Source organism: Ehrlichia japonica, from assembly GCF_000632845.1.
Taxonomy (GTDB): Bacteria; Pseudomonadota; Alphaproteobacteria; order Rickettsiales; family Anaplasmataceae; genus Ehrlichia; species Ehrlichia japonica.
Genome location: NZ_CP007474.1, coordinates 333,310 through 349,763 on the forward strand (window position 1 = coordinate 333,310; position 16,454 = coordinate 349,763).

Consider the following 16,454-nt stretch of genomic DNA (forward strand, 5'->3'; position numbering starts at 1 on the left):
TTAAAAGAATGTAGATTTGAAGCTGTGCCAATGGTTTTGTATCGTTGTTGCAGTTGAGTGTTGGAAGTTGTAAATAATTTGATAAAGTATAGGTCTTTCTGTAGTTTCACATATGTAGTTGTATTAAGTGAATGATTAATTTTGTGACTTGAAAAGTACAGGTGCTTTTGTCTTTACTCCAAGCTTGGATAAAAGATTTTTATCATTGTTACAATCAGAGTTAGGAGTTGTTAATAACTTCTCTCCACAAAATATAGAATTTGCTCCTGCAAATAAACATAATACTTGCATTTCTTCTGACATATCTCCTCGTCCTGCAGCAAGACGTATATATGATTTTGGCATTAAAATGCGTGCTACAGCTATAACTCTTATAAAATCTATGTTGTCTATTTTGCTGTTACTTTCAAAAGGTGTTCCTTTTATTGGAACTAATCTATTAATAGGTACAGAACGTGGATGTTGCTTTAAATTTGCTAAAGTTAATAGCATCTTGGCTCTATCTTCAACACTTTCACCAAGACCTAAAATGCCTCCAGAGCATATGTTGATTCCTGCTTCATGTATATTATTCAAGCTAGTTAACCTATCATCGTAATTACGTGTAGTAGTTACATTATGATAAAAATCACGTGATGTATCAATGTTATGATTATAAAAATCTAGACCTGCATCTTTTAATTTCTTTGCTTGGTCTAAAGTTACCATACCTAGGGAAGCACAGCTCTCTAGTTTTTCACTTTTTATTAGCTCGATAATATTGCAAATGTACTCTATATCTCTGTTTCTTAATTGACGCCATGCTGCTGCAAAGCAAAACCTATCTGCTCCGTTATTTTTAGCTGTTTGTATAGCTTTTTTTATGGATTCAATATCAAGTAAAGATTCTTTTTGTAACCCTGTCTTATAATGTGCACTTTGCGAGCAATACCTGCAATTTTCTGGACAACCACCGGTTTTAATACTTAATAGCGCAGCAACTTGTACCTCGTTATTGTTAAAAAATTGCCTATGTATTAAATGAGACTGTAATATCAAATCATTAAATGGAGTATTAAAAAGTTCTAATATTTCATCTAATTGCCAATTGTTTCTTACTGAAGTGCATGTACTCATTTTTGTGATAACTGTTCTTCAATTTTATTTTGTTTTGATGCTATTTCTTTGACAGAATTATTTAAAGCGTTAAATTCATCTTGACTGACAAAACCATTGTTTCTTAAGTACGCAGATAAACACTTTTTAACTGCCTTATTAGCAACACCAAGTGTACCTATGGCTACCCCAAAGAGTGACACGCTTATTCTTGAGATATCATGTAGAAAAAATCTCATAAAACACCTGCCTATAACTAAAGAAATCTATAAACGTTTTATTCTCATTAGGTTAGGTTATGCTATTCAATTTTAGTAAAACGGTCAACTAATTTTTTAAATATTTTGATAATCTACGGTACTGATTATGAGTTTTTATGTAACGATCATTTCAGTATATTTTTCCTCCTATTACTCCTATTATGTGGGTTACTTCATTATTTTTACCAATAGGTAGTAGACACTGTCTTATTTTTATGTAATTTCCATCAGCACTTTCAGTTTCTGATTCATCTATGATCGGTTCTTGATTTTCTACGATTGATTCTAAATAATCAAATAAATTTTCTATAACTTGTGGGAAAAAAAGCTTAATATTTTGTGATTCAGCATAAACCTTAATATTTGACTGATACAGCTCCATAGCTCTTTCTCCAATATAAATGCAGCTGTACTTTTGATGCTCTGTATCATTTCTTACTTCAATAATAAAACAGTTAGGCCAAATTTCTCTGATTTCTTCTTGTTCAATTTCCTCTAGCTGAGGAAATGCTCTGTTGTTGCATAACTGATTCCAATATGCAAGTAGTATTTTTATTGCTCTTCTTTCTGATACATATTCTGACATCTATAACCTTGATCTTATGATGAACATGAAAAATTTACAGTAAATGTCTTTATTTTTTCTTACTTGTTCTAATTTTTATTTAATTGCAATCTATGTATATTAGCTCTAATGTAATAATGTATTTTTGTATAATGTTTTAAAAGAAGCAATAACTTAACACTTTGATGAGTTGATAGTGAAAAATTATTTAGTCAATTGTTTTAATATACATGAAATATCTCTTTTTTTGTGTGTTTCTAAATTGATTTTCCAATTGTTGAGTTGCAGCTAGTAGATACTTTATGTGACTACAATATATTACTAGCTGATTTATATGGTAACAGGTTTTAGTGAAAAAATTGTTGACTACTGTGAACTTTTCTTAAATTACTTGCAATTGATATATAATAATGGGTTTACTGCCTTTCCACGTTTGCGCATAGCAAAACATAGATATGATTTGTTTTTTTGAGGGTTAGTACTTTTGATATGTCCTATAATTTGACCTTGTGTTACTTTATCACCTATTTTTACATCTATACTATCTAGATAAGAATATGTAGTTGTTGTGTTTTTGTTGTGCTCTATTATTATCATATTGCCATACCACTTTGGTCCTTTACCTACGTATAGTATTTTTCCAGCAGATGATGCTTTAACTTGTTGATCTCCATTAGATTTTATATTAATTCCCTCTTGACAATTCTTATCTTGATTATTTATGGAAAATTTTGACGTTATTATACCTTCTATAGGCATAGTAAAATTGCAGCTTTTATCAATAGCTTTCATTTCTTGATTTACTTTATAAGCGTCTTGGATTGGATGTGATTCTATATTTTCGCCTTTTTTAGCATCATACTTTATGAATTGATATTCATTGGTATCATCTAATTCTTTTTTACCATGAAATTCTTCTCCTCTTAAGAAATAAGGAGCTGGTTTTTGTGTACAACCGAAGCATAATAGGGCAATCAATAGTGTTTTTCTTATTGTCACATGTACCTATGGTATACTGAGTGTTTATTAATACTATTAAATCTAATATATTATTCTGTTGTATGAATTTGGCAATGCAAAATTTATTTTAATTGGTAATTGCTTCTTGAAAGTAATTGTTGTAAAAACTTTTGTGTATTTTTAAAGTGTTTTTTATTAAATTAATTGCTTTAATACTTGTTTACTTATTGATTTGTTGTCAGTTTATCTAGTTATGTGTTGATATTAATTATAGTATAGAAAAATAGTATGATAGTTTGCTATAAGTATGTTTATAGTATTATGATGTGTTTTTATTATAGCTATATGGATTTTAATAATGCAAGATTTAGGATTTAAGTTATTGTCAGTTACTGAGGCTGCAGCTTTAGCATCTTATAAGTATCTTGGTGCAGGAAATGAAAAAGAGGCAGATCGTGTTGCTGTTGATGCTATGCGAAAGTCATTGAATTCATTGAAAATTAATGGGACTGTTGTTATTGGAGAAGGAGAGAGAGACAATGCTCCTATGCTATATATTGGAGAAAAAGTAGGTTCTGGTGGAATTGATGTTGATATTGCCCTTGATCCACTTGAAGGTACTACTATGTGTGCTCATTATAAAAATGGGGCTATGTCTGTTCTTGCAATAGCAAAGAGAGGTGGGTTCTTGAATGCTCCTGATGTTTACATGGAAAAGATTGCTGTAGGTCCTAATGTACCTAGAGATGCAGTATCTCTAAAATATGATATAAAAACAAATTTATATAATTTAGCTGAAGTGAAAAAATGTAAAGTAGATGAATTAGTTGTAACTGTTTTATATAGAGAAAGGCATTTGGAATTAATTAAGAGCATTAGAGAGTGTGGGGCTCATATAAAACTTATAGATGATGGAGATATTTCAGCTGTAGTATCACTGGTGAAAGGTGTTCATGATTTATATGTTGGAATTGGAGGAGCTCCAGAAGGTGTACTTGCAGCATCTGCTTTATTATCAATGGGTGGATACATGGAAGGTAAACTGATCTTTGATACAGAGTATTTGAAGGCAAGAGCAGAAAAATTTGGAATTAAAGATATAAATAAAATTTATTCTATAGAAGAAATGATAAAGTCTGAGGCAATTTTTGTAGCTACTGGGATTACTGATAGTACTTTGGTTCAAGGTATTAGGTGTTCACATAGATCTTTTGTTATGGAGTCTATAATCATTAGGCCAGCTAGTATTATGTATATTAATAATACTATACCTGAAGTATAAGAGTTAGATTATTTTTATAAGTAGCATAGAACTTTGTGTAAATTTATAAAGTTTTTTCTATGGAAAGAACATGTGTAATTATTTTATCCAGATATAAATAAAATTTATTCTATAGAAGAAATGAGTCTGAGGCAATTTTTGTAGCTACTGGTATTACTGATAGTACTTTGGTTCAAGGTATTAGGTGTTCATATAGATCTTTTATTATGGAGTCTATAATCATTAGACCAGCTAGTATTATGTATATTAATGGTACTACTGGAAAATTAGATTGTTTTTAATTATGTATCAAAATGTCTGTTACTTGATGTGTCACATCTTTTTTTAGTAAAAATAAAATGTCATTGAATCATGAGTGTTTTCTTGTTGGTAATATGTAAAGTTTTTCTAGGTGATCTTTTATATTGTGATACATACATAGTGTTTAATTATATTAATGATAGTTAATAATGGAAACATTACACGTACTTAACATGTTGTTATGTGTAGTTTTATTTAATGTTTAAGTAAATCATTTATGAAATCCTTTTACTTTTATAACAGCGTAAATAAATAAGAATATTAGTAATTGCTGCTGGAGTTACTCCAGGTATACGTCTTGCAGAGCCAATAGAAGGTGGCTTTACATACTCTAATTTTTCTTGAATTTCTTTTGATAATCCATAAATCTGTGAAAAATCTATATTGTTTGGAATATGTGTGTTTTCTTCTTCTATAAAGGCTTTTATATCTGCATCTTGTCTTCTGAAATAAGGTGAGTATTTTGCTTCTATTTCTACTTGTTCTGCAATATCTTTATTAAATTCTTTTATTGCATTGCACATTTTTGAGATAATTCCTATATTTATGTTTGGATGACTTAGAAGATCGAAAATGCTCCTTCTTACTCCATCTTGAGATATTGATATATTATGTCTAGCAAGCTGTGCAGGGGTTGTTACAATATTTTTTAAAATATTTGTTAAGGTCTCTATTTCCTGTTTTTTATTCTTTAAAACAGAGTGTCTTTTAGATGATACTACTGATATTTTGTAACCCAATTCTGTTAAACGTAAATCCGCATTGTCAGAGCGTAACCTTAATCTATATTCTGCTCTGGATGTGAAAAGTCTATATGGTTCAGATGTTCCTAATGTAACTAAGTCGTCTATCATCACACCAATATATGCATCACTTCTTTTTAATATAAAAGGCTCATACTTTGAATTGAGAGATAATGCTGCATTAATCCCAGCTATGATTCCTTGTCCAGCTGCTTCCTCATATCCAGTAGTACCATTTATTTGTCCTGCAAAGTATAACCCACTTATTTTTTTTGTCTCAAGAGTATGATATAATTCTCTAGGGTCAATGAAATTATACTCGACACTATAACCACTTCTAATTATGTTGACGTTTTCTAATCCTGGTATAGTCTTTAGCATTTCATATTGTACATCAAGTGGAGATGAAGTAGTGATCCCGTTAGGATAGATAATCTCAGAATTTAGGCCTTCTGGTTCTAAGAATACTTGATGGCTATTGCGTTCTGAAAATCTTCTTACTTTTTCTTCTATTGAAGGACAGTATCTAGGAGCTTTTATGTCTTTTAATAAATTACTTGCTGCTGCTCTATGTAAGTTATTTTTTATTACTTCATGGGTTTTAGTATTAGTTGCAGTTAAATAGCATGAAATTTGTGGTAGATCTATTGATTGTGACATATAAGAAAAAGGTGATGGGTTAATATCCCCCTTTTGCTCTAGTAATCCTGAAAAATTTATACTATTTATATCAAGTCTTGGTGGTGTGCCAGTGCGTAAACGACCTAATTTAAAATGGTATTTTTCCAATGTTTTTGCTAAGCCAATAGAAGGTTGTTCTCCGAATCTACCTGCTGGAGTAGCATAACTTCCTATGTGGATAGTTCCTTGTAAAAATGTACCAGTAGTTAATATTAGTTTTTTTGTATATATAGCTTGTTGATCAGATGTAATGACAGCTTCGATACTGGATTGTCCATTCTCTTCTGTTACCAAAAAATCTTCTACTGATGCTTCTAACACTGTTAAATTTGGATAGTTTAGTATGATATCCTGCATAGTGTCTTTGTATATTTTTCTGTCTGCTTGTGCTCTTGGTCCCCATACTGCTGGTCCTTTGCTCCTATTTAATATATTGGAATTGATACTAGCCTTATCTATTACTTTTCCCATCAAACCATCCAAGGCATCGACTTCTCTAACTACAGTGCCTTTTGCAATTCCTCCAATAGCTGGGTTACATGACATTTCTCCAATTGTTGATATGGAATGTGTAATTAACAAGGTCTTTGCACCAATGCGAGCTGCAGCTGCAGCTGCTTCACACCCTGCATGACCTCCTCCTATAACTACTACATCATAATGATTCATACAAGCAGTGTAATAATATGTTGAACAACTAAGGTTAATGGTAGTGATTTTGTTAAAATTGTCAACAAAGTTACACTATTAGTTATAAATTAGTAAAGATAGTAAGAGGTATCTCTTTAATACATAGTGTAGTATTATTGGCTTATATTTTTCTTGTCTTATATTCTTAATGTATACTGAGTAAATAAGTTTTTTACTGATGTAATAGTGTGATGTCATTTATGCTTGGAGCATTGTTTTGTGTTTTGTTAAGTTGTGCTCAGGTATATTGATTCATCTAAAGTATGTATAGATATATTTGTTTGTATAAGGTTTATTATATACATATTGTTTTAGTAGATTAATATGGGTTGATTATATAAGAGTAGATCAATGTAAATAAGTTTTTTACTGATGTAATAGTGTGATGTCATTTATGCTTGGAGCATTGTTTTGTGTTTTGTTAAGTTGTGCTCAGATATATTGATTCATTTAAAGTATGTATAGATATATTTGTTTGTATAAGGTTTATTATATACATATTGTTTTAGTAGATTAATATGGGTTGATTATATAAGAGTAGATCAATGTAAATAAGCTTAATATCAATGTGATTGATGGATATTATTGTTATATCTGATGTTTATAGGATTGTTGATATCATTTATAATAAATCAGGTTTAAGTATTTACTTTTTATGTTAAGTTAGTGGTTTGTATATTTTTATAAAGAGATGAAAGTAATTGTATTATCTGGATATGGGTTAAATTGTGAGGAAGAAACCCTATTTGCTTTTGCTAAGGCTGGGGAATTATTGTCATGTGATGTGCAAGGGAAAATAGTACATATTAATGAAGTAATATCATATCCTAAATTATTAAAAAATTATAATATACTTGTGATTCCTGGAGGTTTTTCCTATGGTGATGATACTGGTGCTGGAAATGCATTTGCATTAAGAATTTTTAATAATTTGAGAGAGGAAATATCAGAATTTCTAACTGGTGATAAGTTAGTAATGGGTATATGTAATGGGTGTCAAATACTGATGAGATTGATATCAGATTTCTCACCTATTACCCTTTTAAGTAATTCTATTCAACAATATCAGTGTAGATGGGTAAAAGTGAAAGTAAATCCGTCAAGTAATTCGCTATGGTTAGAAGGATTAAGTGAACTATATATTCCAGTTGCACATGGAGAGGGGAGGTTTTTTGTAGAAAGTGATTCTGTAATTTCCTCTATTGAGAAGAATATTGCATTGAGGTATGTTACAAGTACGGGTAATTATGCCAATCAAGAATTTCCTTATAACCCCAATGGTTCAGTTGCTGATATTGCTGCACTTTCTGATAATAGTGGGAGAGTGTTAGCTATGATGCCACATCCAGAAAGAGTGATATTTTTTACACAGCAGGATAATTGGACGCAGGTGAAAGAACAATGTTTGAGATCTAATATTGCTTATCCTACTTATGGGGATGGCATGAAAATTTTTTGCAATGCTGTGAGATATTTTTGTGAATTGTAAAATAATGTGAAAAAAATTTGTAAATTTTAATATTATTGAGTTTTATTAGATTTACAATTTGTAAGATATTTTCTCTATGTTTAGGTGCTGCACAATATGAGTCTGGTAAACTTTCATGGGATTAATGGATGCGTTTTCTTTAACTAGAGATGTGAGAAATTTTTTGAATGTTGTGAAATATTCTTGCGAATTGTAAAATAATGTAAGGAGAATTTTATAAGTTTTAATATTATTAAGTTGCATTGAGTTTATGATTTGTATTGTTTTAAGTTATTGTTCTCTATGTTGTATACTATAATAATTAGTTATATGAGTTGTGATAAATGCATCATAAGCTGTGAGTAGGTATATCATAAATATTCATACATTTGTTGATTTTAATTAATTATCTTTTTAGAAGTGTTTTTATCTAGATAATTCAATATTTGTGAGAACGGCATTGAGAAGTGTGATAACTTGGCTCAAGGTGTATTGTATTCTTGAGTTAAAAGATTGTTAAGAAAATTCACTGATGGTGAATTTCTGTATTTTAAATATGTAAATTATTATAGTAGGTTATGAGTTTTAAAGCTATAGTGAGCATTAGATGTAACAATTATATGGTCTATTAGTGTTATTCCTACGTCATTACATGCTCTAACAAGTTGGTTGGTAATTTCAATGTCTTCTTTAGAAGGCTTAGCATCTCCACTTGGATGATTGTGAGCAATGACAATAGATGTAGCTCCTAGAAATAAAGATTTCTTTATTACTTCTCTTATATAGAGAGGAGTTTGGTTGACAGTGCCTACATCCTGAGTTTCATCTGCAAGAAGTTTGTATTTTGTATTTAGATATAATATGTGAAAATTTTCTATACTGCCATTACCTATCTTTATTCTGAGATATTCTATTAATTTTTGCCATTGGTTTATAATTGTTCCATTATCAATATTCCCACGCAAAATTCTATCTAGTGTTTCTCTAATACAAAAAATTGCTGATACTGAAACTTCTCCTATACCAGATACTTCTTTTAATTGGTTAAAGTCAGCGAAAAAGACTTTTGCGAAAGTACCAAAATGTTTAATTAGTCTTTTGGCGATAGGTTTTACATCTTTTCTTGGGTGTGCAGAGCATAATATTAATTCTAGAATTTCGTAATCCAATAGCCCTTTTTTTCCTCCAGATAGCAATTTTTGTCTTAATCTTTTTCTATGTCCAGCTTGTTGTTTTTTATGTTCATCCTTAATGTTCATGAACTTGTTTAAAGAATTAACTATTTAAATATCGTGGTGTTTTAAGTATCAAGTCAATTAATTTTTTATGTATTATACAAAATGTTGCAAAATTGATATAATAAACTTTGCTATGATTGTATAAAGTTCTAAGCTTGTGAAAATTTGTGTAATATGTTTTATAAAATTATTAGTTGATACTTGAAATTAGATTTCTTGATATTATATATGATCTTAGCTAGTAGTATCTAATGCTACTGATAATTTATTTTTTACAGAGGGTAGTGTATGAATCTAAGTATGTTACATGACAATGTGTTGATTGAGGCTTTGGAGGATAGTAATAGTAGTTCTCCTATACAGCTTCCTGATTCAGCAAAGAAAAAACCTACTAAAGGGAAAGTTGTAGCTGTTGGCCCAGGTCTATACAATAATAATGGTAACATTATTCCTATGGCTATTAAAGTAGGTGATGTAATTCTTTACCGCCAGTGGGCTGGCAATGAAATTGAATTCTATGATAAAAAATATATAGTTATGAAAGAAAGCGATATAATTGCAAAGGAAGCATAGTTATTACGTCGATTTTTTAATCATGCTATACATGTATTTTTTTGTAATAGCCTAAGTATAAGTAGTTTTAGTTAATTTTTTATTAAACGGAGATTAAATGACATGGCAAATGTAGTTGTAACTGGTGAACAACTCGATAAATCGATTAGAGAAGTTGTTCGTATTTTAGAAGATGCTGTAGGATGTACGGCTGGACCTAAAGGACTTACTGTAGCTATTAGTAAATCTTATGGGGCTCCAGAGATTACAAAAGATGGATATAAAGTTATTAAAAGTATAAAGCCAGAGGATCCATTGGCTCTTGCTATTGCTAATATAATTACTCAAAGTGCTTCTCAATGTAATGATAAAGTTGGTGATGGAACAACTACATGTTCTATTTTAACTGCAAAAGTTATAGAAGAAGTATCTAAAGCTAAAGCTGCTGGGGCAGATATTGTATGTATTAAAGAAGGTGTATTGAAAGCTAAAGAAGCTGTGCTAGAAGCATTAATGTCTATGAAGCGTGAAATATTATCTGAAGAGGAAATTGCTCAAGTTGCTACTATTTCAGCTAATGGAGATAAGAACATAGGTAGTAAAATTGCCCAATGTGTTCAAGAAGTTGGTAAAGATGGAGTTATTACAGTTGAAGAAAGCAAAGGCTTCAAAGAACTGGATGTTGAAAAAACTGATGGTATGCAGTTTGATCGTGGTTATCTTTCTCCTTATTTTGTAACTAACTCAGAGAAGATGTTAGTGGAATTTGAAAATCCTTATATCTTACTAACAGAGAAAAAACTTAATATAATACAACCTATATTACCAATTTTAGAAAATGTGGCTAGATCAGGAAGACCTCTTTTAATTATTGCAGAAGATGTAGAAGGTGAAGCTCTTAGTACTCTTGTTTTGAATAAATTGCGTGGTGGATTACATGTAGCAGCAGTTAAAGCACCAGGGTTTGGTGATAGAAGAAAAGATATGTTGGGTGATATTGCTATTTTAACTGGAGCTAAGCATGTAATAAGTGATGATCTTGCAATAAAGATGGAAGATTTAACTTTAGCTGAATTAGGTACTGCTAAAAATATACGTATTACAAAAGATACTACTACTATTATTGGTAGTGTAGATAATAGTTCTACTAATGTACAAAGTAGAATTAATCAGATTAAAATGCAAATTGAAGCTTCTACTTCAGATTATGACAAAGAAAAGTTAAGAGAACGTTTGGCTAAGCTATCAGGTGGTGTTGCTGTCTTAAAGGTTGGTGGGTCTAGTGAGGTTGAAGTTAAAGAGCGTAAAGACCGTGTTGAAGATGCTTTGCATGCAACTAGAGCTGCTGTTGAAGAAGGTGTTGTGCCAGGAGGTGGTGCTGCGTTGTTATATACATTGTCAGTTCTTGAAAATTTGAAAAGCAGAAACGATGATGAACAATTAGGTATTAATATTGTAAAGCGTGCTTTACAGGCTCCTATTAAACGTATCATTAAAAACTCTGGATCAGAGAATGCACCATGTGTTATTGCTCATTTGTTAAAACAAAATGATAAGCAGCTTATTTTTAATGTTGATACAATGAATTTTGCAAATGCTTTTACTTCTGGGGTTATTGATCCACTTAAGGTAGTTCGTATAGCATTTGATTTTGCTGTATCCCTTGCAGCAGTATTTATGACTCTAAATGCTATTGTAGTGGATGTTCCATCTAAAGAGGATACTAATGCTGGTGCTGGAGGAATGGGAGGCATGGGAGGTATGGGAGGATTCTAAAGTAATCTTTCATATACTAATGAGGGGAAAGTTTTTTAGACTTTTACCCCTCTCATTCTTTTTACATTTTCTTCATATACCTAGTTATGTGGTAGTAAAAAACCTGCTATAGTAAATGTAGTGATTTATATAATAGTTATGAGTACTATTTATTTTGGCTTAATTAATTAAATTTGTTATCTTATAATTGTGTTTATGTCCTTGTTTTACATTATATTATAAAATTGTAATGCATTTCTATTTTTTAATTCATTGCTGTGGAATAGATAATCAGTAGTAATTGTTTTTATCAATTTATATGTTGGTAAATAAATATCATTAAAAAATAGGATAATTTTTAGTTGTGTATTTTCTATACTCATGCTTGTAAGTACTAAAATAGTTTGGCTATATAAAGCACTGGTTTTGATGCTAGTTTGTCTTTGTATTCTTGTTTACGTTATGTAAAGTTGTAAAGCATGTATATATATTTTTTTTAATTCATTGTTGTAGAGTAGATAATCAGTAGTAATTGTTTTTGTCAATTTGTATGTTGATAAATAAATATCATTAAAAAATAGGATAATTTTTAGTTGTGAATTTTCTATGCTTACACTTGTAAGCTAAAAACAGCTTGGATATATAAAGGCACTAGTTTTGGTTTGTCTTGATTGTTATAAAGTAAATTACAATTATAGATTTTTAATTTTATGTTATATATATCAAACTTGATTTGGCGAGATAAATATTTATCTTAATTATTATAAAGTGTGCTACATGTAATTTTGGAAGATAAAAATACTAGCACTCATCTTCTGGTCCTAGTTTATAAATTTGTCCTGTTACATTACATTGGTTAGATGATAATTCGATGAATTTATCAGTAAAATTTTCTGGGAGTGCTGATTGCGCAACTTCTTTTATTGGGAGGGCTTGAGCATATATATCACTATACATTAGGGACGGATATACCATATTGACACATAATTTGCTGTGCTTTGTTTCTGTAGCATATATTTTTAACATTGTTTCTAAGGCAGATTTACTAGATGCATATGGGCTCCAATATGGATATCTGGATGGTGATTGTGTGACTTCAGAAGTAACAGCAACTACCCTGCCAGCTGAAGAAAGTTTTAGTAGTGGGTCGAAATATTTTATTAAATGCCAATTAGCTATAAAATTTATGTCCATTACCCTTTTCCATGTATCATATTCGTAGTCTTGTGTAGGACTAAGATCACCTACTACAGCTGCGTTTAATATTAATATATCTATGCTTTTAAACTTGCTGCTTATGGACATTGCAAAATCTTTTATTGTATCACAATCCTGTAGGTCAACTGATGCTAACATTGCATCACCTCCTGACTCTTTTATAGAATCATATACAGCATTTAATTTATTAATATTTTTAGCTACTAAAATAAGGCAAGCTCCTTCCTTAGCAAATCTTTTTGCAATAACTGATCCCACATTTCCAGAGGCACCTGTAATTATTGCTACTTTACCTGCTAATTGTTTCTCCATACAATACCCTATTGTTTTTTGATATTCAGATAATAAGCAGTATCGACTGAGTTGGCAAGTAAAACAATGGAACGCATGAATATCGGGTGTCAGGTTGCTACTTAACTAAGAGATCTGATTAGTTTTTTATTATGGTAGTATGTATAATTTATGATTATATGTTATAAAATTATTTGCTACGTTGTTGTTATTAACTATACATTGAGTGATTGTTTACATTAAAAAGGTAAGTTTACTACTAAGGTTTATGTTGTGTGTATTAGTATATAATTATTAATAAAGATATCTTTTAGTAGTAAAATTAATTTAAGTATATCTTTAATTTTTGTAAACAATGTTTATATGTTAACTTAGATCATTCATGTCAGGCTAATTATGGATCTCAATAAATTTACTGATATATCGAAGAATTTGATAATGCAGGCACAAACTGCAGCAATTGCGTCAGGGCATCAGTCGTTACTGCCAGAACATTTACTTAAAGTAATGTTAGATGATAAAGATGAACTTGTTGAGCTATTGCTAACTTCATGCGGGTGTGATATTAATAAAATATATAATGATGTAAAACTCTCCCTAAATAGATTACCTGTTATAAGTGGGAGCGGCAGTGGTCATATACATTTATCAAAAGAAATGGCTCAAGTTTTAGAGGAAGCTATTAGTCTTGCAAAAAGGAATCAGGATACTTATGTAACTGTTGAGCGATTATTACAAGCTCTTGCGATAGTCAAAGATACTAATGCTTACAAGATATTACTTGCACATGGAATGACGCCTGTTAAATTAGAATCACTCATATTTAATATGCGTAATGGATCCAAAGCTGATACTGTTAATTCTGAGCAGAAATTCAATGCTCTAAAAAAGTATGCTAAAGATATTACTGAATCTGCTATGGCTGGAAAACTTGATCCAGTTATTGGAAGGGATGAAGAGATTAGACGTACAATGCAAGTTTTATCACGCAGAACAAAAAATAATCCTGTGTTAATTGGAGAACCTGGGGTTGGTAAGACAGCAATTATTGAAGGTTTAGCACAGCGTGTTGTAGTAGGTGATGTTCCTGTTAGTTTAAGATATACAAAAATAATGGCGTTAGATCTTGGAATGCTTGTTGCTGGCACTAAGTATAGAGGAGAATTTGAGGAAAGGTTAAAATCTGTAATTAATGAAATAATAGCATCTAATGGTACTATTATATTGTTTATTGATGAATTACATACATTAGTTGGGGCGGGTGCTACAGATGGAGCAATGGATGCATCAAATCTGTTAAAACCAGCTTTAGCAAGGGGTGAAATACATTGTATAGGAGCAACGACATTAGATGAGTATAGGCAGCATATAGAAAAAGATGCAGCATTGGCCAGAAGGTTTCAGCCTGTATTCGTTTCTGAATCTACTGTTAATGACACTATATCTATTTTACGTGGGCTGAAAGAAAAATATGAGGTACATCACGGTATTAGAATTGTGGATAGTGCAATTATTGCAGCTTCAACTTTATCGAATCGTTATATTACAGATAGATTCTTGCCAGATAAGGCTATAGATTTGATTGATGAAGCAGCAAGTCGTGTAAGAATAGAAATTGATAGCAAACCTGAAGTAATTGATGAATTAGATAGAAGAATTATTCAGTTGAAAATTGAGGCTGGAGTTTTAGAGAAGGAAAATACTGAATCCTCAAAACAGCGCTTGGTGCAATTAAGTAAAGAATTGGATAAGTTGAGTATTCAAGCAACGGAATTAAATAGTAAGTGGCAAGCCGAAAAAGTAAAAATATCGAGGATGCAAGAATGTGCAGAAAAATTGGATAACGCAAGAAATGATTTAGAAAAAGCTCAGAGGTCTGGTAATTTGGATAGAGCTGGTGAATTAATGTATGGAATTATCCCAGAGCTTGAAAAAGAATTAGCAAAATGTGAAAAGCCTAGTAGTAACATGTTAAAGAGAGAAGTTACTGAAAGTGATATAGCAAGTATTGTATCGCGATGGACAGGCATTCCTATTGAAAACATGATGAGTAATGAGAAGGAAAAATTACTGCAGATGGAAAAAGAACTAGGGAAAACGGTCATTGGGCAAGAAAGTGCTATTAAAGCAGTAAGTGATGCTGTTAGAAGATCGCGTGCAGGGGTACAAGATGCTAATAAACCATTAGGATCTTTTTTGTTTCTTGGACCTACTGGAGTAGGAAAAACGGAGTTAGTTAAGACATTGGCTGAATTTTTATTTTGTGATAGGTCTGCCCTTTTAAGATTTGATATGTCAGAATTTATGGAAAAACATGCTGTATCTCGGTTAATAGGTGCTCCTCCAGGGTATGTAGGATATGATCAAGGAGGTATGTTAGCTGAAGCTGTCAGAAGGAGACCTTATCAAGTAATACTTTTTGATGAAATAGAGAAAGCACATGGAGATATTTTTAATATTTTATTGCAGGTGTTAGATGAAGGACGATTAACCGATAATCATGGAAAGTTAGTTGATTTTCGTAATACAATATTGGTTCTAACATCAAACTTAGGACAGGAAATATTAATTAATAATAAAGAGGATGTGGATAAGGAATCGGTAAAAAAATCTATAACTAATGTACTACAACATCATTTTCGTCCAGAGTTTTTAAATAGACTAGATGAAATTATTGTATTTCATAGATTAGCTAAGGAGCATATAGAGAAGATTATAGATATACAATTTTCACTATTGCAAAAAATTATTGCTCAAAAGAAGTTAAAGATTAGTTTGTCTTCAGAAGCAAAATTGTGGTTAATGGATAATGGCTATGATCCTTTATACGGAGCTAGGCCTTTAAAGAGGTTAATACAACAAAGGATACAAAATAATTTAGCGAAATTAATTCTTGCGAATCAAATTAATGAAGGAGATAGACTTGAAGTAGTTTTGTTAAATGATGATTTAGTTATTAATAAGCTTATAGATAATGAACAATGAATAAATGTTCGCTATAAGAATTTTTATTTTTTGCTGTGGTATTGAATTCATTTTTTACAAATAACAGGTGATTTGTAAAATGTTGTTAGCTTATGTGTAATTATATCAGTAATAAGTATTTAGAAAGTGATTTCTAGGATACAGTTTTGTATGTAATATGGAGTATTGCTGTTTTTACAAATAGTTAAGAATTTATTAAGTATAGATGATTTATATGGTTATAAATGGTTGAGTATTTAAAAAGTGAATTCTTAAATTAATCTATTTATGAAAAAAATTGTAATGTGTCCGCATTTCTTGTAACTGTGTGTTAAGTTTATAGGCTGTGACTGTAATAGATTGGGGAGTATTATCTGAATTTGTAGTTTGTT

The 16,454-nt window shown here is 30.7% G+C and carries 12 protein-coding genes; 5 read left to right on the top strand and 7 right to left on the bottom strand.

Translation table 11 applies throughout. From position 1 onward, the window contains the following. Positions 1-135 precede the first annotated feature (135 nt). The 4 genes from bioB to EHF_RS01350 form a co-directional block, all read right to left on the bottom strand. Positions 136-1,116 (bottom strand): biotin synthase BioB, encoded by a 981-nt coding sequence (gene bioB, locus EHF_RS01335; protein ID WP_044194289.1) that lies wholly within the window; start codon positions 1,114-1,116, stop codon positions 136-138. Then, positions 1,113-1,334 carry a hypothetical protein gene (locus EHF_RS01340; RefSeq protein WP_044194292.1) on the bottom strand — a complete coding sequence of 74 codons (222 nt, stop codon included), beginning with the start codon at positions 1,332-1,334 and terminating at the stop codon, positions 1,113-1,115. Before EHF_RS01340 ends, bioB begins: the two co-directional genes overlap by 4 nt. Positions 1,335-1,485: 151 nt before the next feature. Then, complete coding sequence (locus EHF_RS01345) at positions 1,486-1,941, bottom strand: PAS domain-containing protein (RefSeq protein ID WP_044194295.1); 456 nt, start codon at positions 1,939-1,941, stop codon at positions 1,486-1,488. 366 nt (positions 1,942-2,307) lie between these two features. Continuing rightward, the gene (locus tag EHF_RS01350; RefSeq protein ID WP_044194298.1) at positions 2,308-2,919 is read right to left on the bottom strand and encodes a murein hydrolase activator EnvC family protein; all 612 of its coding nucleotides are present in this window, start codon (positions 2,917-2,919) and stop codon (positions 2,308-2,310) included. Positions 2,920-3,238: 319 nt separating this feature from the next. On the opposite strand from EHF_RS01350, the gene glpX reads away from it, so the two are divergent. Then, a complete protein-coding gene (gene glpX / locus EHF_RS01355; protein WP_044194302.1) occupies positions 3,239-4,162 on the top strand; it encodes a class II fructose-bisphosphatase in 924 nt (307 codons plus the stop codon). Between the two features lie 515 nt (positions 4,163-4,677). Here the strand turns inward: glpX and mnmG are convergent. Beyond that, positions 4,678-6,555, bottom strand: a complete 1,878-nt coding sequence (gene mnmG / locus EHF_RS01360; RefSeq protein ID WP_044194304.1) for a tRNA uridine-5-carboxymethylaminomethyl(34) synthesis enzyme MnmG — start codon at positions 6,553-6,555, stop codon at positions 4,678-4,680. A gap of 712 nt (positions 6,556-7,267) precedes the next feature. On the opposite strand from mnmG, the gene EHF_RS01365 reads away from it, so the two are divergent. Continuing rightward, positions 7,268-8,065: a phosphoribosylformylglycinamidine synthase subunit PurQ gene (locus EHF_RS01365; RefSeq protein WP_044194306.1), complete on the top strand. Its 798-nt coding sequence runs from the start codon at positions 7,268-7,270 to the stop codon at positions 8,063-8,065. Between the two features lie 545 nt (positions 8,066-8,610). Here EHF_RS01365 and radC read toward each other — a convergent pair. Beyond that, on the bottom strand, positions 8,611-9,303 hold the full coding sequence (gene radC / locus EHF_RS01370; RefSeq protein ID WP_044194308.1) for a RadC family protein: 693 nt from the start codon (positions 9,301-9,303) through the stop codon (positions 8,611-8,613). Positions 9,304-9,570: 267 nt separating this feature from the next. Here radC and EHF_RS01375 point away from each other — a divergent pair, with 267 nt between their 5' ends. Both EHF_RS01375 and groL read left to right on the top strand, forming a co-directional pair. Then, complete coding sequence (locus EHF_RS01375) at positions 9,571-9,855, top strand: co-chaperone GroES (RefSeq protein ID WP_044194312.1); 285 nt, start codon at positions 9,571-9,573, stop codon at positions 9,853-9,855. Positions 9,856-9,957: 102 nt separating this feature from the next. Then, positions 9,958-11,610 carry a chaperonin GroEL gene (gene groL, locus EHF_RS01380; RefSeq protein WP_044194315.1) on the top strand — a complete coding sequence of 551 codons (1,653 nt, stop codon included), beginning with the start codon at positions 9,958-9,960 and terminating at the stop codon, positions 11,608-11,610. Positions 11,611-12,390: 780 nt separating this feature from the next. Here the strand turns inward: groL and EHF_RS01385 are convergent. Further along, the gene (locus tag EHF_RS01385) at positions 12,391-13,119 is read right to left on the bottom strand and encodes an SDR family NAD(P)-dependent oxidoreductase (RefSeq protein WP_044194317.1); all 729 of its coding nucleotides are present in this window, start codon (positions 13,117-13,119) and stop codon (positions 12,391-12,393) included. Positions 13,120-13,494: 375 nt separating this feature from the next. Here EHF_RS01385 and clpB point away from each other — a divergent pair, with 375 nt between their 5' ends. After that, positions 13,495-16,083 (top strand): ATP-dependent chaperone ClpB, encoded by a 2,589-nt coding sequence (clpB, locus tag EHF_RS01390; RefSeq protein ID WP_044194320.1) that lies wholly within the window; start codon positions 13,495-13,497, stop codon positions 16,081-16,083. The last annotated feature ends 371 nt before the right edge of the window (positions 16,084-16,454 follow it).

Bases quoted from the DNA above. Each gene is read 5' to 3' on its own strand.
- glpX (WP_044194302.1), top strand. From the start codon at position 3,239: ATGCAAGATTTAGGATTTAAGTTATTGTCAGTTACTGAGGCTGCAGCT.
- EHF_RS01340 (WP_044194292.1), bottom strand. From the start codon at position 1,334: ATGAGATTTTTTCTACATGATATCTCAAGAATAAGCGTGTCACTCTTT.
- EHF_RS01345 (WP_044194295.1), bottom strand. From the start codon at position 1,941: ATGTCAGAATATGTATCAGAAAGAAGAGCAATAAAAATACTACTTGCA.
- bioB (WP_044194289.1), bottom strand. From the start codon at position 1,116: ATGAGTACATGCACTTCAGTAAGAAACAATTGGCAATTAGATGAAATA.
- radC (WP_044194308.1), bottom strand. From the start codon at position 9,303: ATGAACATTAAGGATGAACATAAAAAACAACAAGCTGGACATAGAAAA.
- groL (WP_044194315.1), top strand. From the start codon at position 9,958: ATGGCAAATGTAGTTGTAACTGGTGAACAACTCGATAAATCGATTAGA.
- EHF_RS01365 (WP_044194306.1), top strand. From the start codon at position 7,268: ATGAAAGTAATTGTATTATCTGGATATGGGTTAAATTGTGAGGAAGAA.
- EHF_RS01385 (WP_044194317.1), bottom strand. From the start codon at position 13,119: ATGGAGAAACAATTAGCAGGTAAAGTAGCAATAATTACAGGTGCCTCT.
- EHF_RS01375 (WP_044194312.1), top strand. From the start codon at position 9,571: ATGAATCTAAGTATGTTACATGACAATGTGTTGATTGAGGCTTTGGAG.
- mnmG (WP_044194304.1), bottom strand. From the start codon at position 6,555: ATGAATCATTATGATGTAGTAGTTATAGGAGGAGGTCATGCAGGGTGT.
- clpB (WP_044194320.1), top strand. From the start codon at position 13,495: ATGGATCTCAATAAATTTACTGATATATCGAAGAATTTGATAATGCAG.